We start from the raw sequence: 21,800 nt of genomic DNA, 5'->3' as shown, positions 1-21,800 counted from the left end.
TTTCGAGGACACACCCTTGCAGATGAACGGACGAACGACGCGCCGGAGCGCACGGCTTTTGAGCCCCGCCCTGCTCCTGGCAGCCTCCCTTCTGGCCACGACAGCAACGGCCGCCCCGCGCATGCTGGTGGACGTCAACACGCTCCAGGTCATCGAGCACGAAGATGCCTTCCAGCGCTGGTATCCCGCCTCCCTCACCAAGCTGATGACGGCGTACACGGTGTTCCGCGCCATCAAGGCCGGCGAGCTGTCGCTGGAAAGCCCGGTCGTGATGAGCAAACATGCCGCCGCCGAGCCGCCGAGCAAGATGTATTTCAAGCCCGGCCAGAAGATGACGCTCGACAGCGCACTGAAGATCATTCTCGTCAAATCGGCAAACGACGTGTCGGTCGCCATCGCCGAATCGATCGCCGGTTCCGAGCAGGGTTTCGTCGACCGCATGAATGCCGAGGCCGCCCGCATCGGCATGAGCTCGTCGCACTTCATCAATCCCAACGGCCTGCCCGGCAAGGGCCAGTACACGACAGCGCGCGACCTTGCCGTTCTCGCCGTGACGCTGAAGCGCGAATTCCCGCAATACGCGCCCTATTTCGCACTGGAAGGGTTTACGACCGGCAAGAAGCAGTACCCGAATTTCAACATGCTGATCGGCCGCTTCGATGGCGCCGACGGCATGAAGACCGGCTTCATCTGCGCCTCCGGCTTCAACCAGGTGTCCTCCGCCACCCGCAACGGCCGCAGCGTCGTTTCCGTGGTGCTTGGTTCGGACAGCCTCGGCGCTCGCGCCGACATCTCGGCCGGCATGCTGGAGAAGGGCTTGACGATGCGCGCGGGCAAAGTGCCGACGCTCGGCCAGCTCCGCCCCTATGGCGAAACACGCGACATCGTCACCGACGTCTCGCAGGAGATCTGCTCGAAGCACGCCGCCAAGGTGCGCAGCGAAGGCCGCGACGAAGCCGGTCGCCAAAAGCTGGTGTCACCCTATATCCACGAGCTGGACCGGCCGCTGAAGTTCGTCTTCGCCGGCCTTCTGAACGGCGAAGCGGCGAAGACGGCCGGCAACGACAAAGTTGCCTCAGGCGACATGGGCGATGTCGCCAATGTGCCGATCCCGATCCCGCGGCCCACTTACTGATTGACAGGAAAGACCATGACCCTCGCTGAGCGGCGCGTGCCGGTTTCCGTGCTCACCGGATTTCTGGGCGCAGGCAAGACGACTTTGCTCAATCGCCTGCTGAAGGACCCGTCGCTCACCGACACGGCCGTCATCATCAACGAATTCGGCGAAGTGGGCATCGATCATCTGCTCGTCGAGCAGTCGAGCGACGGCATCATCGAACTGTCCGACGGATGCCTGTGCTGCACGATCCGCGGCGAGCTGGTCGACACGCTGGCCGACCTGATGGACCGCATGCAGACGGGCAAGATCCAGCCGCTGAAGCGCGTGGTGATCGAAACCACCGGCCTTGCCGATCCTGCTCCCGTGCTGCAATCGGTCATGGGCAATCCGGTGCTCAGCCATTCCTTCACTCTCGATGGGGTGATCACCGTCGTTGACGCCGCAAACGGCCTGTCGACGCTCGCCAACCATCCGGAAGCGGTCAAACAGGTCGCCGTCGCGGACCGTATTCTGATCAGCAAGACCTCGCTCGCCGACGCGGCGACGGTGGAGGCCGTGAAGCGGGAGATCGCCGCGCTCAATCCACGCGCGACCGTATCAGACGCCGATACGCCTGGCCTGGTCGGTCCGGACCTGCTGGCCAACGGCCTTTACGATCCCGGCAGCAAGATTCCGGATGTCCGGCGCTGGCTGCACGAGGAAACGCACGAGCATCATGATCACCACGATCATGGGCATCACCATCATCACGACCACCATCATGACCATGGGCATCACCATCACGGCCACAGCCATCAGCACGCCCATGACGTGACCCGCCACTATGCCACGATCCGCTCCTTCAGCATCGTGCACGATCGTCCGGTCGATCCGATGGCGCTCGACATGTTCATCGACCTGCTGCGCTCTGCGCATGGCGAAAAGCTGCTGCGCATGAAGGGCATCGTGCTGATGTCCACCAGCCCGGAGCGTCCGCTGGTGCTGCATGGCGTGCAAAGCGTCTTCCATCCGCCGGAGCGCCTGCCCGCCTGGCCGGAAGCATCGGACCGCCGCACGCGGCTGGTGCTGATCACCAAGGACCTGCCGGAAGCCTTCGTGCGTGACCTCTTCGACGCCTTCACCGGCACGCCGAAGATCGACCGCCCGGACCGCGCCGCCCTGGAGGACAACCCGCTCGCCATACCGGGCCTGCGTCTTTAGAGCTTAAGCTTTCTTGCGGATCAGGAAACGGTGTCCCACTTCGACGCGCTCGCTCGCTTCGAGCGCGTGGCCATCCTCATGGCAGAAGTGCGGAATGTCGATGACGGCCAGTGGATCGGTGGTCTCGACCCAAAGCGCTGCCCCCGCTGTCATCGCCGACAGGCGTTTGCGCGTCTTCATCACCGGCAGGGGACATTTCAGCCCACGCAAGTCATAGACCTCGGGGCCATCGCGACCAGCCGCTATGGTCATTTCTGCCAGAATTTCCAGAAGGGTTTTTCCGCCTTCTTCTCGACGACTTCAACATTGGCGTTATCGCCCGGCACCGGGAGGGCGCCAGCGCCTTCCGCCGGTGTCTCCACACGCTGGCCGGCAGTCTCGGCGACAGAGGTGTGCGCTTCCTTGCGCGTCGCCTGCTGGCCGGTTTCGCTCGTCACCTGCTCTTGTGTCTGCTGGGTCTGCTGCGTCACGGTAGGGACAGGCTCAACCTTGCGCGGCTCTTCGTCCTTCACCCAGATCTTCCAGAAAGGCTTGGGCTCTTTCTTCTCGACGACCGCGACGCCGGGATTTTCCTCCGGCACCGGCAGAGCACCCTTGCCCTCTGCCTGCTTGGCCGCCTTCGCGGCAGCAACGTCGGCGGCAAAAGCTTCTGCTTCCTTGATCTTCTGCTGTTCGGCCGCAAGCTTGGCCTCTTCGGCCTCGCGCACGGCGCGTTCCGCAGCCTCGACCTTGCGCTTTTCCGCTTCTTCGGCCTTGCGCTTCTGCTCGGCGATTTCGTGTGCCGTCATCAGCTTGCCGGCATCGAGCGAATTGCCGGTCGGCGCATAGGCAAGTTCGCGGCCCTTGCGCTGGTCGGCGACGATCGCCTTGCGCTGGGCTTCCGAGGGCTCGATCCAGACCGTGCCATTATATTTCTGCATCGCCGTCGCGTAGGCGGCGGCATAGGTCTTGTTGTAGCTGTTCAGCGCCACTTCGAGGGCAGCGGGCGTCGTCGTCGCCGGGCAGGCGCCGGTCGGCGAGAATGGCTTGTCGGACTGCTGGTTGAAGACGTACTTCTTCTCGCAGACATTGACCTCGGGCGGCCGCTTGGTCAGCTCGAAATGGTCGTAGCCGACCTTCAGCATCTTCCAGAAGTCGATATGCGGATTGTCGCGGTGGCGCGCCATGTTTTCCGCGGTCATGCGGAAGGGGAAGGCCTGAAGCTGGATCGTCGACTGGCCGCCGCCGAAGGCGTCGCGGGCAAAGGCGAAGATCTCCACCATCTGCTCATCGGTCATCGAATAGCAGCCAGACGACGAGCACGCGCCGTGGATCATCAGATGCGTGCCGCTCGCCTTGTTGGCGCGGTCGAAGGTGTTCGGATAACCGGTGTTGATAGCGAGATAGTAGCTCGAATTCGGGTTCATGTTCGCCTTGGAGAGCGGGTAGAACCCTTCCGGCGCCTGGCGGTCGCCTTCCTTGGTCTTCGGGCCGAGCTTGCCGGACCAGGCGCAGATCTTGTAGTTGCGCACCAGCTTGAAGCGGTTCGCCCGGTCAGCCTTCCAGAGTTCCAGCCTGCCCTCTTCCTTGAAGATGCGCAGCAGCATCGGCGAGGAACGGTCGATGCCCATCGAGGAAAGCTTGCCCAGTACCGCCGACGACAGCTGGTAGTTGGTCTTGTTGGAAACCTTCGTGATATCGACGTCGACCTTGTCGAACGTGTCAAGCGTCTCGTTGGTGCAGCCGCTAGCGGCCACAGCGAGGAGCGATACAGCGGCAAGAACAGTCAGGCGCATTCGAAAGGTCCGTCAACAGTCGTCAGATCGCGTGCCGTCACGCCGGCTCGGCGGACGCGCAGTGGTAACCGGCTTATACTTCATAAATTCTTAACCGGAAATTTTTTCGCGCGCTGCCGGAAGACCGCAACGTTTCAGACACAAGGATTATGGCCGAGATTGGGCGGTGGCGACCCAAGGGCCGCCAATCGGCAACAATTCGCCAGAGACAACCGCCATTTGCAGCCCGGCATGGACCGAACGGCGATTGGTCTTAGAGCTGGCGTCCGATGTTGAGGTAGCGCTGGCGACGGTCTTTGCGAAGCTGGTCGCCCGGCTTGGCGCCGAGGTCCTTGAGTGCCGCCGCGATGACATCGCCGGTGCGGGCGATCACAGCCTGCGGATCACGATGCGCGCCGCCGACCGGCTCCTGGATGATGCCGTCGATGATGCCGAAGGCCTTCAGGTCTTCCGCCGTGATCTTCATGTTGCTCGCCGCTTCCTTGGCGCGGGTGGAATCGCGCCACAGGATGGAGGCAGCGCCTTCCGGCGAGATCACGCTGTAGATCGCATGTTCCAGCATGTAGACGCGGTCGCCGGTCGCAATGGCGATCGCGCCACCCGAGCCACCCTCGCCGAGCACGACGGAAACGATCGGCACGCGGACATTGAGACACATTTCGGTGGAACGGGCGATAGCTTCCGCCTGGCCGCGCTCTTCCGCACCGATGCCCGGATAGGCGCCGGCGGTATCGATCAGCGTGATGATCGGCAGGCCGAAGCGGTCGGCCATTTCCATGACGCGAATGGCCTTGCGGTAGCCTTCCGGCCGCGCGCTGCCGAAATTGTGCTTCAGGCGCGACTTGGTGTCGTTGCCCTTTTCCTGGCCGATGACAGCGACGGCTTCGCCGCGAAAGCGGCCGAGACCAGCCTGGATCGCTTCGTCTTCGGCGAATTTGCGGTCGCCGGCGAGCGGCGTGAACTCTTCGAAGAGTTGTGCTGCATATTCCAGGAAGTGCGGGCGCTGCGCGTGACGGGCGACCTGCGTCTTCTGCCAGGGCGTCAGCTTGGAATAGATGTCGGCCATCGCCTCGCGGGCGCGGACCTCCAGTCGGCCGACCTCATCCGTCGTGTCGATGCTCTCATCTTCTTCGGCGAGCTTCCTGAGCTCGTGGATCTTGCCTTCCAGATCCGAGATGGGCTTTTCGAAATCGAGGTAGTTGTGCATGAGATGCGTTTCCGATCGTTTGCTCAAACCGCGCCAGGATGCCGTCGGCCAGGGGCCGGTCGCACCGAGAGGGGTCCTAATCCTGTTTTTTTGCCTGTTTGGCAAGAGGGTGATGGGTTTGAACGAGCTGGTGGAGCCGTTCTTCCAGTACATGTGTATAGATTTGTGTCGTCGAAATGTCCGAGTGGCCAAGCAGTTCCTGCACGGCGCGCAGGTCCGCGCCGTTCTGCAGCAGGTGGCTGGCGAAAGCATGGCGAAGCACATGTGGCGACAGCGTCGAAGCGCGGATGCCGGCTCGGCCGGCAAGGGCCTTCAGGTCGCGCGCAAACACCTGCCGCGCCAAAAAGCCCTCCTTGCTCTGGGCCGGAAAGAGGAAGCGGCCTGCCGCCGGATCGTCGCCGATCTCCGCTGCCAGCGCCTCGCCATAGATTTCCAGCGCCGAAACGGCAGCGCGCGACAACGGCACCAGCCGCTCCTTGTTGCCCTTGCCCTTCACCACGAGGAACCGCCCCGTCTGCGCCAGCACGCTTGCCGGCAGCGAAACCAGTTCGCTGACGCGCATGCCCGTCGCATAGAGCAGTTCGACAAGCAGATGCATGCGCCGTTTGAGGAGAAGATTGCCGCCGGGCTCAACCACTTCGGCCTCTGCCCGAGCAATGAGGCGGGAGACATCGTCGACGCTCAGCGTCTTCGGCAGCGAGCGCCCCTTCTTCGGCGCATCGAGAATACCGGTCGGATCATCGCCGCGCAGGCCTTCGCCGTAGAGGAACTTGAAGAACTGACGGAGCGCGGAAAGCCGCCGCGCCTGCGACGACGCGGCAAAACCCTGCCTGGCGAGATGACCGAGATAGGCACGCAGGTCGTCCGGTGTCGCCTCGGTCAGGCGCACGCTACGTTCATTGAGGAAGGACCGCGCATCCTCCAGATCCCGCTCGTAGGACTGCAACGTATTCGTCGCAGCACCGCGCTCGGCGCTCATCATTTCGAGAAAAGACTCGACCTGAAGGGCGGAGGGGTCCCTCATGGCTGTGGATTCACCCGTTCGGACGGGATGCGGATCGTCACCTCGCGCTCCGTCGGCTCGACAAAGGTCACCAGCGCCACCATCGTGCCGTAGATCGACCCGGCGATCACGGCACAGACGAACAGGAATCGGAAAAGGGTGGGCATGGCATTCTCCGGGACGATGCCTTCCTATATCGCCTCCGCCTATCTCAAGCGCAAGACCGGCCATACGCCGGCACAAGAGATGAAGGCTCCGGCAGACTTGACGCTTCCGGCACTTTTGTCGATACGGAAGGGGACGAAACCCCGGAAAACGCAATGACCGAGCTGATCGAACCGGCCCCTCTTACGCTCGCCGAGCAGGCCCGGGCAGCGCTCGGCAAGCGCAACCTCGTCCTGATCGGCCTGATGGGCGCCGGCAAGTCGGCGGTCGGCCGCCTGACGGCGCAGGCGCTCGGCATTCCCTTCATCGATTCCGACCACGAAATCGAACGCGTCTCGCGCATGTCGATCGCCGATCTCTTTGCGGCCTATGGTGAGGCAGAGTTCCGCGCACTCGAAACCCGGGTCATCAAGCGCCTGCTACGCTCCGGCCCGCGGGTCGTGTCGACCGGCGGCGGCGCCTATATCAATGAGAACACGCGAAAACACATCCGGCGCGGCGGGCTCACCGTCTGGCTTAAGGCCGATCTTGATGTGCTGTGGGAGCGCGTCAACAAGCGCGACACCCGTCCGCTGCTGAAGACGGAAAACCCGCGCCAGACGCTCGAAAACCTCATGAACGCACGCTACCCGATCTATGCGGAGGCCGATCTCACGGTCCTGTCGCGTGACGTTAAAAAGGAAACCATGGTGGAAGAGGTGCTCGCCGCGATCACCGCCACCAGAAGAAGCTGACGAGATGACCATGACTGCCAATGCCACCGCCGGCCGCACCGTACGGGTCGAACTGGGTGATCGCGCCTACGATATCCTGATCGGCCCCGGCCTGATCGCTACTGCCGGCCGCGAGATCGCCAGCCGCCTCAAGGGCCGCAAGATCGCCGTCATCACCGATGCGTATGTCGCCCCGCTCTATCTCGACGGCTTCATGGCGTCGCTGAAGGCCGAAGGCATCGATTCTGTTTCGCTGGTGCTGCCGGCCGGCGAAAAAACCAAGAGCTTCGAGCATCTGATCAGCGTCTGCGACAGCGTGCTGGCCGCCCGCATCGAGCGCAACGACGCGGTCGTGGCACTGGGCGGCGGCGTCATCGGCGACCTCACCGGCTTTGCCGCCGGCATCGCACGCCGCGGCTCGCGCTTCATCCAGGTACCGACCTCGCTGTTGGCGCAGGTCGATTCCTCCGTCGGCGGCAAGACCGGCATCAACTCGTCGCACGGCAAGAACCTCATCGGCGTCTTCCACCAGCCGGATCTCGTGCTGGCCGATACGGACGTGCTCGATACGCTGTCCCTGCGCGAATTCCGCGCCGGTTATGCCGAGGTCGCCAAATACGGCCTGATCGACAAGCCGGATTTCTTCGCGTGGCTGGAAAAAAACTGGCAGGCGGTCTTTGCCGGTGGTGAGGCCCGCATCGAGGCGATCGCCACCAGCTGTCAGGCGAAAGCCGACGCCGTAGCCGCCGACGAGCGCGAGAACGGCCAGCGCGCGCTGCTCAATCTCGGCCACACCTTCGGCCACGCGCTGGAGGCCGCCACGCAGTATGACAGCGCCCGCCTCGTACACGGCGAGGGCGTTTCGATCGGCATGGTGCTCGCCCACCAGTTCTCCGCCCGCATGAACCTTTGCAGCCCCGATGACGGCAAGCGTGTCGAAGCCCATTTGCGCGAAGTCGGTCTGCCGACGTCGATGGATCAGATTCCCGGCGGCCTGCCGCCGGCCGAAACCCTGATGGACGCCATTGCGCAGGACAAGAAGGTCAAGGGCGGTAAGCTCACCTTCATCCTGACGCGCGGCGTGGGCCAGTCCTTCGTTGCCGACGATGTGCCGCAATCCGAAGTCATCGCTTTCCTCAACGAAAAACTGCCGCAATGAACAGCGATACGTCCATCGCGCTCGCTCCCTTCCCATGGCTGCTGATCATCGTTGTTCTCGGCCTGATCCCCCTCGCCATTTTGATCTTCCGCAGGCAGACGCCGCTCGCCGCACTCTGGCGCGGCCGTCAGGAAACGCGTGAAACGGAGAGTGATCGCCGGAACGGGCAAACCGCCCGCGACAATACCCCCACGAGGACCGACCGCGAAAAAACAACGGGCGTGCTCGACCTCGACGCGCTGGAAGTCTCCGACATCATGATCCACCGCACGACGATGCGCGCGCTCAATGCCGGCGATCGGCCGGAGGAGATCGTCAAGGCGGTGCTGGAAAGCCCCTATACGCGCATGCCGCTCTGGTCGGGTTCGGTGGACAATATCGTCGGCGTGGTGCACGCCAAGGACCTCTTGCGTGCGCTGACCGTGCCGGGCGTCGAGCCGAAAAACCTCGACATCACCGAAGTCGCGCAAAAACCCTGGTTCGTGCCTGACACGACGACGCTCAAGGAACAGCTCGCCGCCTTCCTGCGCCGCAAGGAGCATTTCGCCACCGTGGTGGATGAATATGGCGAGGTGCAGGGCCTCGTCACGTTGCAGGACATCCTGAAGGAAATCGTCGGCGACATTTCCGACGAGAAGGACCTCGACATGCAGGGCGTGCGCCAGGAGGCGGACGGCTCGCTCGTCGTCGATGGCAGCGTCTCGATCCGCGACCTCAACCGCGCCTTCGACTGGGCGCTGCCGGACGAGGAAGCGACCACCATTGCCGGCCTCGTCATCCACGAATCGAAGTCGATCCCCGAAGAGCGCCAGGCCTTCACCTTCTACGGCAAGCGCTTCATCGTCATGAAGCGGGTGAAGAACCGCATCACGAAGCTGCGCATCCGCCCCGTCGAGCCGGAGCAGCCGCGCGGCTGATCACCAGCGCGTCGGCTCGCCCGGTGCTGCCACCTCGACGGCCAGCGCATGCAGCCCCGCATCGAACTCCGCCTTCACCAGATCGTTGATCGCCCGGTGGCGTGCCACCCGGCTCATGCCGGCAAAGGCCGATGCCACGATGCGCACACGCATATGCGTCTCGCCTTCACCGTCGAATTCCGGCTTGTGGCCGGCATGCAGGTGGCTCTCGTTGATGACCTCGAGACGCTCGGGCGAAAAGGCGGCGCCGAGTTTTTCGGCGATGCTGGATTTCATGGACATGGGAAACCTCGGCAGGGTGAAATCATGCGCCGCGACGCAGAAAAAGGGTCCCACAAAGCCAGCAACATTCCGCTTTGTCAATTCTTGTTGCAGGCCGTCCGGAACCCCATAATGGGGCCATGAAACTCGATTCCAAATACTTTGACCGCATTCGCACGAAGCGGCGCGTGGAGCGTCCCGAACGCTCCGCGCCGACCTGTCAGTGGGATGGCTGCGAGGATAACGCCGTGCATCGCGCGCCCGTCGGCCGCAATGCCGAAGGCCAGTATTTCATGTTCTGCTTCGAGCACGTCAAGGAATACAACAAGGGCTACAACTACTTCTCCGGCCTCTCCGACGGCGAGATCGCCCGCTACCAGAAGGAAGCCATCACCGGCCACCGTCCGACCTGGACGATCGGCGTCAACAAGGCGTCCAAGAACGGCCCGGCACAGGGCACCGCGCGCTCCGGAACAGCCGGGGCAAATCAGCGCATCCGCGATCCTTTCGGCTTCGTCGACCAGGGCAAGGGACGTGGTCCGCGCATGGAACCGCGCGCCAGAAAGCTGAAAACACTGGAGGCAAAGGCCTACGACACGCTTGGTCTTGCCGCTACCGCGACGGCCCAGGACATCAAGACCGCCTACAAAGCCCTTGTCAAAAAGCATCACCCCGATGCAAATGGCGGAGATAGAGGCTCGGAGGAGCGTTTTCGCGCGGTCATCCAAGCATATCAATTGTTAAAGCAGGCCGGCTTCTGCTAGAGCATTTTTTCAGTCGGGCGGAATCGCCCGGTGCCGCATAAATGCGGTCAAACGGAAGAGCATAGTCGGCGCACAACAGGATATTGGGCAGACGCTCGGGTGGCGGCGGCCCACGGAGACGTGATGAGCAAGATGGATCTCGATATTTCCAACCTCCCCGATACCACGGTATCCGTCCGGGAGGTTTTCGGCATTGATACGGACCTTCGCGTCCCCGCCTATTCCAAGGCGGACGCCTATGTGCCCGACCTCGACCCGGACTACCTGTTCGACCGGGAAACCACCCTCGCCATCCTGGCAGGCTTCGCGCATAACCGACGCGTCATGGTCTCCGGCTATCACGGCACGGGCAAGTCGACCCATATCGAGCAGGTCGCCGCCCGCCTCAACTGGCCCTGCGTGCGCGTCAACCTCGACAGCCATGTCAGCCGTATCGACCTCGTCGGCAAGGATGCCATCGTCGTCAAGGACGGCCTGCAGGTCACCGAATTCAAGGACGGCATCCTGCCCTGGGCCTACCAGCACAATGTCGCGCTCGTCTTCGACGAGTATGACGCCGGCCGCCCGGACGTGATGTTCGTCATCCAGCGCGTGCTGGAATCCGCCGGTCGCCTGACGCTGCTCGACCAGAGCCGCGTCATCCGCCCGCACCCCGCCTTCCGCCTGTTCGCCACCGCCAACACGGTCGGCCTCGGCGATACGACAGGCCTCTACCACGGCACGCAGCAGATCAACCAGGCGCAGATGGACCGCTGGTCGATCGTCACCACGCTGAACTACCTGCCGCATGACCACGAAGTCAGCATCGTCGCCGCCAAGGTGAAGCGTCTCGCCTCTGGCAAGGACGGCCGCGACACGATCTCGCGCATGGTGCGCGTCGCCGATCTCACCCGCGCCGCCTTCATCAACGGCGATCTTTCGACCGTGATGAGCCCGCGTACGGTCATCACCTGGGGTGAAAATGCCGAGATCTTCGGCGATCTCGCCTTCGCCTTCCGCGTCACCTTCCTCAACAAGTGCGACGAACTGGAACGCACGCTGGTTGCCGAGCTGTACCAGCGCGCCTTCGGCGTCGAGCTGAAGGAAAGTGCCGCCAACATCGTGCTTGAGGCGACGGCCTGACGGTCGGTTAGGAAAGTCATGGCTGCTCGCGGAGACAATTCGAAGCCGAGGCCCGGCGGCGTGGTCGACATGGAGCCGTTCCGCCGTGCGGTAACGGGCTGCGTGCGCGCCGTCTCCGGTGATGCGGAGGTGGAGGTCACCTTCGCCAACGAGCGGCCCGGCATGACCGGCGAGCGCATTCGCCTGCCGGAACTGACCAAGCGCCCCTCGCCGACCGAAGTCGCGATCACCCGCGGCCTCGGCGACAGCATGGCCTTGCGCAAGGCCTGCCACGACGCCCGCATCCACGCGACCATGTCGCCGCAGGGTGCGGATGCGCGGGCGATCTTCGATGCCGTCGAGCAGGCGCGCGTGGAAGCCATCGGCTCCAACCGCATGCAGGGCATGGCGCAGAACCTCAACGTCATGCTGACGGAGAAATACGCCAAGGCCAATTTTGGCGCGATCACCCGACAGGCCGATGCGCCGCTCGAAGAGGCCGTCGCGCTGATCGTGCGCGAAAAACTGACGGGCCAGGTCCCGCCGGCCTCCGCCGGCAAGGTGCTCGATCTCTGGCGCGAGTTCATCGAGGACAAGGCCGCCAAGGACATGGCCGGGCTTTCCGCTGCCATCAACGACCAGCAGGCCTTCTCCCGCGTCGTGCGCAACATGCTCGCCTCGATGAACGTTGCCGAGCAGTACGGTGACGACGAGACCGAGCCGGACGATTCGGAAACACCCGAAGACGAAAACCAGCCGCGCAGCGACGAGCAGGAAGACAACGAAAGCCAGGAAGACGCAGGCGACGATTCGGCGCCCGCCGACGAAAACGAGACGTCCGACGAACAGATGGACGAGGGCGAGATGGACGGCGCGGAAATCTCCGACGACGATCTCGTCGAGGATGACGGCGACGATACGGAAACGCCCGGCGAAGTCCGACGCCCGAACCACCCTTTCACCGATTTCAACGAGAAGGTCGACTACACGGTCTTCACGGAAGAGTTCGATGAGATGATTCTTGCCGAAGAGCTCTGCGACGAAGCGGAACTCGACCGGCTGCGCGCCTTCCTCGACAAGCAGCTCGCCCATCTTCAGGGGGCAGTGGGTCGTCTGGCAAACCGCCTGCAGCGCCGCCTGATGGCGCAGCAGAACCGCGCCTGGGAATTCGACCTCGAAGAGGGTTACCTCGACAGCGCCCGCCTGCAACGCATCATCATCGATCCGATGCAGCCGCTCTCCTTCAAGCGCGAGAAGGACACGACCTTCCGCGACACGGTCGTGACGCTGCTGATCGACAATTCCGGCTCGATGCGCGGCCGGCCGATCACGGTCGCCGCCACCTGCGCCGATATTCTGGCACGCACGCTGGAGCGCTGCGGCGTGAAGGTCGAAATCCTCGGCTTCACCACCAAGGCGTGGAAGGGCGGCCAGTCGCGTGAAAAATGGCTCGGCAGCGGCAAGCCGCAATCGCCCGGCCGCCTCAACGACCTGCGCCACATCGTCTACAAGAGCGCCGATGCCCCGTGGCGCCGCGCGCGGCGCAATCTCGGCCTGATGATGCGCGAAGGCCTGCTCAAGGAAAACATCGACGGCGAAGCACTGATCTGGGCGCACAACCGCCTGCTCGCCCGCCCCGAGCAGCGCCGCATCCTGATGATGATCTCGGACGGTGCGCCGGTCGACGATTCGACGCTGTCGGTGAACCCCGGCAACTATCTGGAGCGGCACCTGCGCGCCGTGATCGACCAGATCGAGACGCGCTCGCCGGTCGAGCTTCTCGCCATCGGCATCGGCCATGACGTGACCCGCTACTACCGCCGCGCTGTCACCATCGTCGATGCGGACGAACTGGCCGGCGCCATGACCGAGCAGCTCGCCTCGCTCTTCGCCGACGAAGCGACCAGCCGACGCCCCGCCGGCCGCCGCCGTGCGGGCTGAACCGGCGCGGCAACGGCGCCACGGAGGCTTCGTGTGGAGCCTCCCGGCTCTCGCTCTCTCCGTGGTACTCGCGCTGCCGCTGGCCCGGCCCGTGGCGGCCGAGGTCATAGACCTGCCGGTCGTCAACCACGCCGTCTCGCAGTTCGCGCTGGGCTCTGACAACAGCACCTTCGGCAAGCTCGAATTTCTCGGCGGCATCAGCTATTCGTCGAGCAATCCGCTGCTCGGCGCCGTCTCGGCGATCCGCTTTCGCGAAGATCATCAAAGCTTCGTCGCCGTGCTCGATACCGGGCATTGGCTGACCGGCCGTATCGAACGCGATGCCGAAGGCCGGTTGAGCGGGCTTGCGGACCTGAAGACGCGCTCGATGTTCAACGCCGACGGCCAGGACGAGAACGTCAAGTACCAGATGGATGCCGAGGGCCTGGCGATCGGCAAGGGCGAGCTGCTCGTCAGTTTCGAGGCGGTTCACCGCATCGACGTCTATCCGGATCCGGGCTTCCTGGACGCCAAACCGTCGCGCCAGTTGCCGCTCCCCTTCCCCCGGCGTGAATTGCGCAGCAATCGCGGCATGGAGACGCTGGCCATGTCGCCGGCGGCCGGCCCGCTCGGCGCCGTGCCGGTGACGGTCACGGAGCGCAGCCTCGATGCCGACGGCAATGTGCTCGCCGCTGTGCTCGACGGCCCGCTGGCCGGCACCTTCGCCGTGACCCGCAACGACCCCTGGGACATCACCGACGGCGCCTTCCTGCCGAACGGCGACCTCCTGCTGCTGGAACGCCGCTTCCGGCTGTCGGATGGCGTCGGCATGCGCATCCGCCGGATCGACGGCACGACGATCCGCCCCGGTGCGGTGGTCGATGGCGAGGTGCTGATCGACGCCAATCTCAGCCACCAGATCGACAATATGGAAGGGCTGGACGTCGTGGCGGTGGCGGACGACGATATCCGCATCATCGTCGTGTCCGACGACAACCACTCGATTCTCCAGCGCAACCTGATGCTGGAATTCCGCTTGCTGAAGGCAAAATAAAAGCCGCCCGCAGAGTGCGGACGACTTAGCTTCTGGCGGAGGTCAAAAAACCTCTCCTCCGTCATGGTGACCCGACCATCCACCAGCACGTCGCGGATGTGGATCCTCGGGTCAAGCCGGAGGATGACGTGGGATGCGTGATGCGATGACCCTATCCCTTACAAGCGGCTCTTACACCCGTCTCAAACGGTCTTTTCGACACCCGGCATCGGCTTCAGCTTGCTCATCAGCGCGCCGTAGGGCAGCAGCATGACGAAGCCGACCAGCACCTTCACGGAGAAGTCACCAAGCGCCCACGAGATCCAGCGCGGGGCTTCCGCGGTGAGAACACCCAGCACCGGCGCCCATTCGATCGCGAAGGCATCGTTCGGCCCGAAGGCGGCGAAGGCCGGCGCAAAGGCGAAGGAGAAGAAGATCACCGTGTCGAGCGCCGAGCCGAACAGCGAGGCGATCAGCGGCGCGCGCCACCAGGTCTGCCGGCGCAGCTGGTTGAAGACCGAGATGTCGAGCAGCTGGCCGAGCAGGAACGCCGAGCCCGAGGCAATCGCGATGCGCGGCGAGGCGACGGCAAAGGAGAAGACCACAGCGACCAGGAAACCGGCGACAACGACGCGGCGCGCGATGCGCGGGCCGAACTGGCGGTTGGTGAGGTCGGTGATGAGGAAGGCGACCGGATAGGTGAAGGCACCATAGGTCAGGAGGTCGCCGAGATTGATGCCCAGCAGCGTACCCGAAAGCGGGTATTGCACCAGCACGTTCGAGGCGACGACGACAGCCGTCATCAGGAGAACATAGAAAAACGTAATGCGGTTCGCTTGCATTTTTTTACCCTGGGTGATGCCACCAGCTGGAGGATGGAAGCAATTCCGGGAAAAGTGTGAGGCGGTTTTCCGTCCGGAACTGCGGAGAAGTAAAAGCACAACGCACAGCATTGAGGCCTGCCCGGCAACCGGTCAAGCCTCAATGAAAACGCTTGAGCTTAGCGCCTGAAATCAGGCAGCAACTGCAGCGGCAGCGGTCTTCTTGGCGATCTGGCGGCGCAGCAGACGAGCGCGCATCGACAGTTCGTTCTCGCTGGCCTTCAGCAGGAAGGCATCGAGGCCACCGCGGTGCTCGACGGAGCGCAGGGCCGCAGCAGAAACGCGAAGACGGTAACGCTGGCCGAGGGCGTCGGAAATCAGCGTGACATTGCACAGGTTCGGCAGGAACTTGCGCTTCGTCTTGTTGTTTGCGTGGCTCACATTGTTGCCCGACTGGACGCCCTTGCCGGTCAATTCGCAACTACGGGACATGGTACACCTATTTTTTCTTGGTTCTGGACAATACGTTTCCGGCACCGAAACCGGCCGCAGTCCATCTGGCCTTTTTGAGAAGTCGCGGTTCTATAGTCACACTCACCGGCGACGTCAAGCCAAACCTGCCGTTCACCTTGAATTCAGTTGCCAAAAGCCATGATTTGCAGGCAATAGCAAGCAGATCGAGAATGCGCCGTGGCGCAGAATCGCCGCAATGACGGGCTAGGCGGAGCGTGTCTATGGGAGCAGTGCAGATGAACGGGCGGGGTTGGATTGCTGGCGCTTTGATGTCGCTTGCCCTTGTGGTCAGCGCGGCACCGCTTTCGTCGGCCGAAATCGAGCACCGCACGGACTACAGTATCCGCCTCTCCGGCCTGCCGGTCGCCACCGCGACCTTCCGCTCGGCCTTCAACGGCGACCGCTACACGATTTCCGGCAGCATGCAATCGGCGGGCCTTGCCGACATCTTTTCCAGCACCAAGGGCACGACATCGGTTTCCGGCATCGTCAGCCGCGGCCGGCTGCACGCAACCAGCTATTCGGTGAATTACAAGAGCGGCAAGCGCAGCCGCGCCATAGACGTCACCTTCCGCAACGGCAACGTCATCACGGCCAGCATGGTGCCGCCGCGTCGCAAGCCGAAGAACTGGGTCCCCGTCTCCAACGCCGACATGCGCGCGGTGCTCGACCCGATCTCCGGCCTGATCATTCCGGAGGGCAGCCGCATCTGCCCGAAGACGCTGCCGATCTTCGACGGCGAATCGCGCCTCGACCTGAAGCTGACCTCCAAGGGCACCAAGTCCTATTCCACCAAGGGATTCGAGGGCGAGGCCGTCGTCTGCGGCATCCGCTTCGTGCCGAAGTCCGGCTACCGCAAGGGCCGCGACGACGTGGAATATCTGCGCAAGCTGAACACGATGGAAATCTGGTTTGCCAAGGCCGACGGGGCAAATGTATATGCTCCGGTCTATGTACAGATTCCGACCAGGCTCGGACCTGTCACCGTCTCGGCCACGCGCTTCGGCGGCTGACATGTCCCCGGTCGATGGACCGGGAGTGATAAGCCTTGAAGACGCGCGCAACCCTGATTGGTTTTTCGGCGATCCTGATGTGGTCGCTGCTCGCGCTCTTCACCGCGGCCTCCGGCAAGATGCCGCCCTTCCAGCTTTCCGCCGTCTGCTTCCTGATCGGCAGCCTGCCCGGCCTGATCGTTCTTGCCGCGCGCCCGGAGCGCATGCGCCTTCTCCGGCAACCGGCCAAGGTCTGGGTCACCGGCATTCTCGGCCTGTTCGGCTATCACTTCCTCTATTTCACCGCGCTCAGAAACGCCCCGGCTGTCGAGGCGGGTCTCATCGCCTATCTCTGGCCGTTGCTCATCGTCGTCGGCTCCGCACTGCTGCCGGGTGAGACCTTGAAGTGGAACCATGTCGTCGGCGCCTTCCTCGGCCTCGGCGGCACAGTGCTGATCGTCGGCCGCAACGGCTTTGCCTTCGACGAAGCCTATCTGGTGGGCTATGGTGCGGCCTTCCTCTGCGCCTTTACCTGGTCGGGCTACTCACTGCTTACACGCCGCTTCGAGGCGGTCTCGACCGACGTGGTAACGGGCTTCTGCCTCGCCACCGCGATCCTCTCGCTGCTCTGCCACCTGATGCTGGAGACTACCGTCTGGCCGCAGACGAATTTCGAATGGCTCGCCGTCGCCGGCCTTGGCCTGCTGCCGGTCGGTGCTGCCTTCTATGCCTGGGATTTCGGTGTGAAGAACGGCGACATCCAGATTCTTGGCGCCGCAAGCTATGCCGCACCGCTGCTTTCGACACTGGTGCTGATCCTCAGCGGCTTTGCCGAGCCGTCCTGGCGCATCGGCCTTGCCTGCCTGCTGGTCACCGGCGGCGCGGTGCTCGCCGCCAAGGACATGATCCTGCGCCGGCGTGCCGCGACCGCCTGAGCTAGACGCCCGGCGCCCAGCCGGGCGGTGCCATCTCGAAGGACGAGAAGACGAAGCCGGGCGAGACCGTGCAGCCGACCAATGTCCAATCGCCAAGCGGCTCGGCCGATTGCCACCAGTTGGCCGGCACGATCAGCTGCGGGCGCTCGCCCGCGGCAAGATGCGGTCCCAGCACCTGCACGTCCGCCGACCTCTTGCCGTCGCTCAGCGACAACGCCAGCGGCCCGCCGGCATAGTGGTGCCAGATCTCGACGGCATCCCGCACCCGGTGCCAGTGCGAGCGCTCGCCCTTCTCCAAGAGATAGTAGATCGCCGTCGAATGCCCGCGCTCCCCGCCATCGACATCCCGGAATGTCTGCACGTACCAGCCACCCTCCGGATGGCGCTCCATGCCGAGTGTCGCGATGATCTCCGCCGGCGTCATCAGAACCTGTCCTTGCGTGCGCGGATCTCGGTAAAAACCTCCGCATCGCTCGCCTTTTCCATGCCGAGATGGTGGCGGATGGCCGGATCGGCAGCGCGCAGGAACGGGTTCGTCGCTTTCTCCAGCCCGATCGTCGTGGGCGCCGTGAAAGCCTCTGCCACCCGCAAGGCCTCGATCTCCGCGACCCGCGTCAGAAGCGCCGCATTGTCCGGGTCGATGGTTTTGGCAAACCGGGCATTCGAGAGCGTGTATTCGTGCCCGAAATAGACGGTGGTTTCATCCGGCAGCGCGGCAAGTTTCGATAGCGACTCCCACATCTGCGCCGGCGTACCCTCGAACAGCCGGCCGCAGCCGAGCGCAAAAAGCGTATCGGCGGCAAACAGCAATTTGTCGTCGGGCAGGTGAAAGCAGATATGCCCCAACGTATGGCCAGGCGTCAGGATGACCTCGACACGGCGCCCGGCGAATTCAAAGCTGTCGCCGCCATCCACTTTCCGGTCGATGCCAGGAATACGCGGCGCCTCGCGCGCCGGCCCGATGATCGTGGCGCCAAAACGCGCCTTTAGCGCGAGATTCGCTTCGATATGGTCGTTGTGGTGATGCGTCGTGAAAATGTGGCTGAGCGTCCAGCCCCTGCGGGCGAGTGCATCGAGGATCGGCCCTTCCTCCGGCGCATCTATACTCGCGGTGGCACCCGTCACGGGATCGTGCAGCAGCACGCCGAAATTGTCGCTGCGGCAGGCAAAAAGGTCGATTTCCAGCGGGGTCATGGCAGGCTCCTCGTCACATCGGTCGGGCGGTCGGCGGGAATGTAAGGCAATCGGCCTTGAAGTCCATCGGCGCATCGCTCACATTCAGGCCATGCATGCCGATATCGTCGACCTCCGCGAATTCTACCACTCCCCGCTTGGCCGCCTCGCCGATCATTCGATCGCCATGGCGCTCACCTCGCTTTGGGCGCGCCTGCCGGATGAGCGGCTGGTCGGGCTCGGTTATGCCGTGCCCTATCTCGAGCGGTTTCGCGCAGACACCGAGCGCACCTTCGCCTTCATGCCGGCCGGCCAGGGCGCCGTGAACTGGCCGCCGAGCGAGCTGTCCTCGACGGCGCTGGTCTTCGACGAGGAACTGCCGCTGCCGGACGCCGCCGTCGATCGCGTGCTGATGGTGCACTCGCTGGAATTTGCCGAAAATCCGCGCGAGACGATGAAGGAACTGTGGCGCGTATTGGCGCCGGGCGGCCGCCTCGTCATCGTCGTGCCGAACCGGCGCGGCGTGTGGGCGCGCATGGAGCACACGCCCTTCGGGTCCGGCCGACCCTACTCCCGCCGCCAGCTGACCGCGCTGCTGCGCGAGACCAATTTCACGCCCGGTGCCAGCGCGGAAGCCCTGTTCTTCCCGCCCTCGAAACTGCGCAGCGTGCAGAAGCTGCGCGGCGCCTTCGAGCGGCTGGGGCGCATGCTCTGGCCGATGTTTTCCGGCGTCATCATCGTGGAAGCGCAGAAGCGGCTCTATCAGGGCCTGCCGGTCGCGGCCCGTGCCTCGCGGCGCGTCTTCGTGCCGGTGCTGGCCCCACAGGGCGTGCCGACGACCCGCGAGCGCGCGCCGCGCTGATCCCCTCGACAAACGCCAAGCCGCCCGCTAGAGCGAAGCCCAGCGGCAAAGAAGGGCGACGGGCATGACGGACGGACATTTCGACAAGATCGCGCTGATCGGTATCGGCCTCATCGGCTCCTCCATCGCCCGTGCGGTCAAGGCAAAAGGCCTCGCCAAAAACGTCACCATTTCCAGCCGCAGCCAGGAGACGCTCGACCGCGCCCGCGAACTGGATCTCGGCACGGACTATGTGCACGATGGCGGCGCGGCCGTCGAAGGGGCAGACCTCGTCATCGTCTCGGTGCCCGTCGGCGCCTCGGGCAAGGTGGCGGAGGAGATCGCGCCGCACCTCAAGCCCGGCGCCATCGTCACCGACGTCGGCTCGACCAAGGCATCGGTCGTGGCACAGATGCTGCCGCATATGCCGAAAAACGTGCATTTCATCCCCGGCCACCCGCTGGCGGGAACGGAGCATTCCGGCCCGGATGCCGGTTTCGCCGAACTCTTCCAGGGCCGCTGGTGCATCCTCACCCCGGTGCACGGCACCGACAAGGAAGCCAAGCGCAAGCTCGCCGCCTTCTGGGAGGCGCTCGGCTCGAAGGTCGACGAGATGGGTACGGAGCACCACGACAAGGTGCTCGCCATCGTCTCCCACCTGCCGCACATCATCGCCTACAACATCGTCGGCACGGCAGATGACCTGGAGACGGTGACGGAATCGGAAGTGATCAAGTACTCCGCCTCGGGTTTCCGCGATTTCACGCGCCTTGCCGCCTCGGATCCGACCATGTGGCGCGACGTCTGCCTGCACAACAAGGATGCCATCCTGGAAATGCTGGCGCGCTTTTCCGAAGACCTCGCCTATCTCCAGCGCGCCATCCGCTGGGGTGATGGTGAAAAGCTGTTCGACCTCTTCACCCGCACCCGCGCCATCCGCCGCTCGATCATCGATGCCGGCCAGGATACCGCAGCGCCGAACTTCGGCCGCCCCTCCGCCGACAAGAAAGATCAGGCTTAGAACGGCGGGATGAAGGCGATCGGGAAGAGGCCGAGATAGACGGTTCCGTCCTGAACGTTCAGCTTCACCACGGCACGATCCCCGCCCGTCGACAAGCCCTGGATGACCTGCGCAACCTGCGCCGCCGTCTCCGCGATTTCCGGAAAGGCCTCGGAAATGCGATCGCGCCAGACCGTGATGCCGGCAATGTCGAGGTCGAGCGTTCCGGACACATAGCCGTCATCCCCCACCTTGAGCGGGCCGGACAGCGTCGCGACCTTGCCGTCGCCGAGATCGAGCGACAGACGGCGCAGCTCCACGCTTGCCCCGAGCGGCACGTCGGCCGGCGGCCCCTCGGCCGAAACCCATTTGGCCGCATCCGCAATCGTCAGGTCGGCGGTGACATCGAGCGGTGGCAGCACCCGATCGCCGAGATCGAGCGACAGCGCATCGAACGACGCGGCAATGTCGAGCGCTTCGCCCGACTGGCGGATATGTTTTTCGCCATGCGTCGCGGCAATGCCGATCGAGACAGCTTCCGACGGCACATTGAGCCGGCCCTTCAGCCCGTCATAGGCGATCGACGCCCGGTCGAGGCCGTTCGTCCAGGCGGCGGCGCTGGCGCGCATCCGATCCCAGTCGACGTCGAAGACGAGATCCGGCGTGACGCGCACCTGCGCCGGCCCATCAATCTCGATGACGCCATGACCCGGCCGGTAGACCTGCGCGGCAGAGCGAATCGCTCCGAAGGTCGCCGACAGCCCGGAGGGACGATCATCGACACCGACCGAATCGCAGAAGAGGCCGATGCGGAACGGAAAGCCGCGGACGGAAAGGTTGCTGCAGGAAACGGAATGCATGCCCTGCGCGGATGCGGCAAGCTGCTGGTTGAGTGTGTCCTTCAACCAGCTTGCGGCATAGAACCATGCACCCGTATAGAGCGCGATGAAGAGAACGACGGCAATGGCGAGCCGGACGAGTTTGCGCGTGACGCCCGATGTCTCGGCGTGGCTTGACGATGCCATGTTGTTCTCCAATGGTGACGGACAGAATTTGCCGATACGGCGTCAAAGCCGGCAATTGCGGCGGCTTTTAGAGTATGTGCAGCAAAAGTGCGAAGCGGTTTTGCGTTCGCGGCTACGACAAACAAGGGATAGAGCGCTTTCTCGGTTCGGAGAAACGCGGAA

Annotated in this window: 23 protein-coding genes and 1 pseudogene; 13 read left to right on the top strand and 11 right to left on the bottom strand. The window is 63.9% G+C overall.

From position 1 onward, the window contains the following. The first annotated feature begins 22 nt into the window (after positions 1-22). Both BSY16_RS17505 and BSY16_RS17500 read left to right on the top strand, forming a co-directional pair. On the top strand, positions 23-1,135 hold the full coding sequence (locus BSY16_RS17505; RefSeq protein WP_069060854.1) for a D-alanyl-D-alanine carboxypeptidase family protein: 1,113 nt from the start codon (positions 23-25) through the stop codon (positions 1,133-1,135). A gap of 15 nt (positions 1,136-1,150) precedes the next feature. Continuing rightward, the gene (locus BSY16_RS17500; RefSeq protein ID WP_069060853.1) at positions 1,151-2,320 is read left to right on the top strand and encodes a CobW family GTP-binding protein; all 1,170 of its coding nucleotides are present in this window, start codon (positions 1,151-1,153) and stop codon (positions 2,318-2,320) included. Between the two features lie 3 nt (positions 2,321-2,323). On the opposite strand, the gene BSY16_RS17495 is transcribed toward BSY16_RS17500, so the two are convergent. The 5 genes from BSY16_RS17495 to BSY16_RS31985 form a co-directional block, all read right to left on the bottom strand. Further along, positions 2,324-2,572 carry a sulfurtransferase TusA family protein gene (locus BSY16_RS17495; RefSeq protein ID WP_069060852.1) on the bottom strand — a complete coding sequence of 83 codons (249 nt, stop codon included), beginning with the start codon at positions 2,570-2,572 and terminating at the stop codon, positions 2,324-2,326. Further along, positions 2,569-4,095: a L,D-transpeptidase family protein gene (locus BSY16_RS17490; RefSeq protein WP_069060851.1), complete on the bottom strand. Its 1,527-nt coding sequence runs from the start codon at positions 4,093-4,095 to the stop codon at positions 2,569-2,571. The genes BSY16_RS17495 and BSY16_RS17490 overlap by 4 nt, the downstream gene beginning before the upstream one ends. A 253-nt stretch (positions 4,096-4,348) precedes the next feature. After that, positions 4,349-5,302: an acetyl-CoA carboxylase carboxyltransferase subunit alpha gene (locus BSY16_RS17485; RefSeq protein WP_069060850.1), complete on the bottom strand. Its 954-nt coding sequence runs from the start codon at positions 5,300-5,302 to the stop codon at positions 4,349-4,351. A gap of 76 nt (positions 5,303-5,378) precedes the next feature. Next, positions 5,379-6,326, bottom strand: coding sequence for a site-specific tyrosine recombinase XerD (locus BSY16_RS17480; RefSeq protein WP_069060849.1), 948 nt, complete (start codon positions 6,324-6,326; stop codon positions 5,379-5,381). After that, positions 6,323-6,472 (bottom strand): hypothetical protein, encoded by a 150-nt coding sequence (locus BSY16_RS31985; protein WP_150129992.1) that lies wholly within the window; start codon positions 6,470-6,472, stop codon positions 6,323-6,325. Before BSY16_RS31985 ends, BSY16_RS17480 begins: the two co-directional genes overlap by 4 nt. Before the next feature lie 153 nt (positions 6,473-6,625). Here BSY16_RS31985 and BSY16_RS17475 point away from each other — a divergent pair, with 153 nt between their 5' ends. The 3 genes and pseudogenes from BSY16_RS17475 to BSY16_RS17465 form a co-directional block, all read left to right on the top strand. After that, entirely contained in the window at positions 6,626-7,204 is a 579-nt protein-coding gene (locus BSY16_RS17475; RefSeq protein WP_069060848.1) for a shikimate kinase, read from the top strand. A 10-nt stretch (positions 7,205-7,214) separates the two neighbouring features. Continuing rightward, positions 7,215-8,342, top strand: coding sequence for a 3-dehydroquinate synthase (gene aroB, locus BSY16_RS17470; RefSeq protein WP_150129991.1), 1,128 nt, complete (start codon positions 7,215-7,217; stop codon positions 8,340-8,342). 209 nt (positions 8,343-8,551) lie between these two features. After that, positions 8,552-9,259: pseudogene (locus BSY16_RS17465) on the top strand (transporter associated domain-containing protein); the annotation flags it as partial. Here the strand turns inward: BSY16_RS17465 and BSY16_RS17460 are convergent. Continuing rightward, the gene (locus tag BSY16_RS17460) at positions 9,260-9,541 is read right to left on the bottom strand and encodes a BolA family protein (protein WP_069060846.1); all 282 of its coding nucleotides are present in this window, start codon (positions 9,539-9,541) and stop codon (positions 9,260-9,262) included. It lies immediately after the preceding pseudogene. Positions 9,542-9,660: 119 nt separating this feature from the next. On the opposite strand from BSY16_RS17460, the gene BSY16_RS17455 reads away from it, so the two are divergent. From BSY16_RS17455 to BSY16_RS17440, 4 genes are all read left to right on the top strand, one after another. Beyond that, positions 9,661-10,284, top strand: coding sequence for a J domain-containing protein (locus BSY16_RS17455; RefSeq protein WP_069060845.1), 624 nt, complete (start codon positions 9,661-9,663; stop codon positions 10,282-10,284). Positions 10,285-10,407: 123 nt separating this feature from the next. Beyond that, complete coding sequence (gene cobS / locus BSY16_RS17450; protein WP_069060844.1) at positions 10,408-11,406, top strand: cobaltochelatase subunit CobS; 999 nt, start codon at positions 10,408-10,410, stop codon at positions 11,404-11,406. An 18-nt stretch (positions 11,407-11,424) separates the two neighbouring features. Continuing rightward, positions 11,425-13,326 carry a cobaltochelatase subunit CobT gene (cobT, locus tag BSY16_RS17445; RefSeq protein ID WP_069060843.1) on the top strand — a complete coding sequence of 634 codons (1,902 nt, stop codon included), beginning with the start codon at positions 11,425-11,427 and terminating at the stop codon, positions 13,324-13,326. Positions 13,327-13,357: 31 nt separating this feature from the next. After that, positions 13,358-14,359: an esterase-like activity of phytase family protein gene (locus BSY16_RS17440; protein WP_069060842.1), complete on the top strand. Its 1,002-nt coding sequence runs from the start codon at positions 13,358-13,360 to the stop codon at positions 14,357-14,359. 182 nt (positions 14,360-14,541) lie between these two features. On the opposite strand, the gene BSY16_RS17435 is transcribed toward BSY16_RS17440, so the two are convergent. Both BSY16_RS17435 and rpmB read right to left on the bottom strand, forming a co-directional pair. Beyond that, entirely contained in the window at positions 14,542-15,180 is a 639-nt protein-coding gene (locus tag BSY16_RS17435) for a VUT family protein (RefSeq protein WP_069060841.1), read from the bottom strand. A gap of 171 nt (positions 15,181-15,351) precedes the next feature. Continuing rightward, complete coding sequence (gene rpmB, locus BSY16_RS17430; protein WP_069060840.1) at positions 15,352-15,651, bottom strand: 50S ribosomal protein L28; 300 nt, start codon at positions 15,649-15,651, stop codon at positions 15,352-15,354. Positions 15,652-15,908: 257 nt separating this feature from the next. Between rpmB and BSY16_RS17425 the strand changes: the two genes are divergently transcribed. Next, the gene (locus tag BSY16_RS17425; protein ID WP_150129990.1) at positions 15,909-16,685 is read left to right on the top strand and encodes a DUF3108 domain-containing protein; all 777 of its coding nucleotides are present in this window, start codon (positions 15,909-15,911) and stop codon (positions 16,683-16,685) included. Positions 16,686-16,720: 35 nt separating this feature from the next. Continuing rightward, positions 16,721-17,599, top strand: a complete 879-nt coding sequence (gene yddG / locus BSY16_RS17420) for an aromatic amino acid exporter YddG (RefSeq protein WP_069060838.1) — start codon at positions 16,721-16,723, stop codon at positions 17,597-17,599. Between the two features lies 1 nt (position 17,600). Here the strand turns inward: yddG and BSY16_RS17415 are convergent, their stop codons facing one another. Together BSY16_RS17415 and gloB are read right to left on the bottom strand one after the other, a co-directional pair. After that, entirely contained in the window at positions 17,601-18,023 is a 423-nt protein-coding gene (locus BSY16_RS17415) for a cupin domain-containing protein (protein WP_069060837.1), read from the bottom strand. Beyond that, a complete protein-coding gene (gene gloB / locus BSY16_RS17410) occupies positions 18,023-18,793 on the bottom strand; it encodes a hydroxyacylglutathione hydrolase (protein WP_069060836.1) in 771 nt (256 codons plus the stop codon). The genes BSY16_RS17415 and gloB overlap by 1 nt, the downstream gene beginning before the upstream one ends. A gap of 91 nt (positions 18,794-18,884) precedes the next feature. On the opposite strand from gloB, the gene BSY16_RS17405 reads away from it, so the two are divergent. Continuing rightward, entirely contained in the window at positions 18,885-19,634 is a 750-nt protein-coding gene (locus BSY16_RS17405) for a class I SAM-dependent methyltransferase (RefSeq protein WP_069060835.1), read from the top strand. A gap of 64 nt (positions 19,635-19,698) precedes the next feature. Then, entirely contained in the window at positions 19,699-20,634 is a 936-nt protein-coding gene (locus BSY16_RS17400) for a prephenate/arogenate dehydrogenase family protein (RefSeq protein ID WP_069060834.1), read from the top strand. Here BSY16_RS17400 and BSY16_RS17395 read toward each other — a convergent pair. Further along, complete coding sequence (locus BSY16_RS17395; protein ID WP_069060833.1) at positions 20,631-21,638, bottom strand: DUF2125 domain-containing protein; 1,008 nt, start codon at positions 21,636-21,638, stop codon at positions 20,631-20,633. The two genes, BSY16_RS17400 and BSY16_RS17395, sit on opposite strands and share 4 nt — an antisense overlap. Positions 21,639-21,800 lie beyond the last annotated feature (162 nt).

Source organism: Sinorhizobium sp. RAC02 (assembly GCF_001713395.1).
Taxonomy (GTDB): domain Bacteria; phylum Pseudomonadota; class Alphaproteobacteria; order Rhizobiales; family Rhizobiaceae; genus Shinella.
The sequence above is the reverse complement of the archived record's forward strand: the minus strand, read 5'-3'. Positions and strand labels throughout refer to the sequence as shown.

What these genes read in the sequence shown, in the direction of transcription:
- BSY16_RS17425 (WP_150129990.1), top strand. Translation starts at nt 15,909, where the DNA reads ATGAACGGGCGGGGTTGGATTGCTGGCGCTTTGATGTCGCTTGCCCTT.
- BSY16_RS31985 (WP_150129992.1), bottom strand. Translation starts at nt 6,472, where the DNA reads ATGCCCACCCTTTTCCGATTCCTGTTCGTCTGTGCCGTGATCGCCGGG.
- BSY16_RS17485 (WP_069060850.1), bottom strand. Translation starts at nt 5,302, where the DNA reads ATGCACAACTACCTCGATTTCGAAAAGCCCATCTCGGATCTGGAAGGC.
- BSY16_RS17505 (WP_069060854.1), top strand. Translation starts at nt 23, where the DNA reads ATGAACGGACGAACGACGCGCCGGAGCGCACGGCTTTTGAGCCCCGCC.
- BSY16_RS17405 (WP_069060835.1), top strand. Translation starts at nt 18,885, where the DNA reads ATGCATGCCGATATCGTCGACCTCCGCGAATTCTACCACTCCCCGCTT.
- BSY16_RS17490 (WP_069060851.1), bottom strand. Translation starts at nt 4,095, where the DNA reads ATGCGCCTGACTGTTCTTGCCGCTGTATCGCTCCTCGCTGTGGCCGCT.
- BSY16_RS17395 (WP_069060833.1), bottom strand. Translation starts at nt 21,638, where the DNA reads ATGGCATCGTCAAGCCACGCCGAGACATCGGGCGTCACGCGCAAACTC.
- BSY16_RS17500 (WP_069060853.1), top strand. Translation starts at nt 1,151, where the DNA reads ATGACCCTCGCTGAGCGGCGCGTGCCGGTTTCCGTGCTCACCGGATTT.
- BSY16_RS17480 (WP_069060849.1), bottom strand. Translation starts at nt 6,326, where the DNA reads ATGAGGGACCCCTCCGCCCTTCAGGTCGAGTCTTTTCTCGAAATGATG.
- BSY16_RS17460 (WP_069060846.1), bottom strand. Translation starts at nt 9,541, where the DNA reads ATGTCCATGAAATCCAGCATCGCCGAAAAACTCGGCGCCGCCTTTTCG.
- BSY16_RS17455 (WP_069060845.1), top strand. Translation starts at nt 9,661, where the DNA reads ATGAAACTCGATTCCAAATACTTTGACCGCATTCGCACGAAGCGGCGC.
- gloB (WP_069060836.1), bottom strand. Translation starts at nt 18,793, where the DNA reads ATGACCCCGCTGGAAATCGACCTTTTTGCCTGCCGCAGCGACAATTTC.
- rpmB (WP_069060840.1), bottom strand. Translation starts at nt 15,651, where the DNA reads ATGTCCCGTAGTTGCGAATTGACCGGCAAGGGCGTCCAGTCGGGCAAC.
- BSY16_RS17495 (WP_069060852.1), bottom strand. Translation starts at nt 2,572, where the DNA reads ATGACCATAGCGGCTGGTCGCGATGGCCCCGAGGTCTATGACTTGCGT.
- cobT (WP_069060843.1), top strand. Translation starts at nt 11,425, where the DNA reads ATGGCTGCTCGCGGAGACAATTCGAAGCCGAGGCCCGGCGGCGTGGTC.
- BSY16_RS17400 (WP_069060834.1), top strand. Translation starts at nt 19,699, where the DNA reads ATGACGGACGGACATTTCGACAAGATCGCGCTGATCGGTATCGGCCTC.
- BSY16_RS17475 (WP_069060848.1), top strand. Translation starts at nt 6,626, where the DNA reads ATGACCGAGCTGATCGAACCGGCCCCTCTTACGCTCGCCGAGCAGGCC.
- BSY16_RS17415 (WP_069060837.1), bottom strand. Translation starts at nt 18,023, where the DNA reads ATGACGCCGGCGGAGATCATCGCGACACTCGGCATGGAGCGCCATCCG.
- cobS (WP_069060844.1), top strand. Translation starts at nt 10,408, where the DNA reads ATGAGCAAGATGGATCTCGATATTTCCAACCTCCCCGATACCACGGTA.
- aroB (WP_150129991.1), top strand. Translation starts at nt 7,215, where the DNA reads ATGACTGCCAATGCCACCGCCGGCCGCACCGTACGGGTCGAACTGGGT.
- BSY16_RS17435 (WP_069060841.1), bottom strand. Translation starts at nt 15,180, where the DNA reads ATGCAAGCGAACCGCATTACGTTTTTCTATGTTCTCCTGATGACGGCT.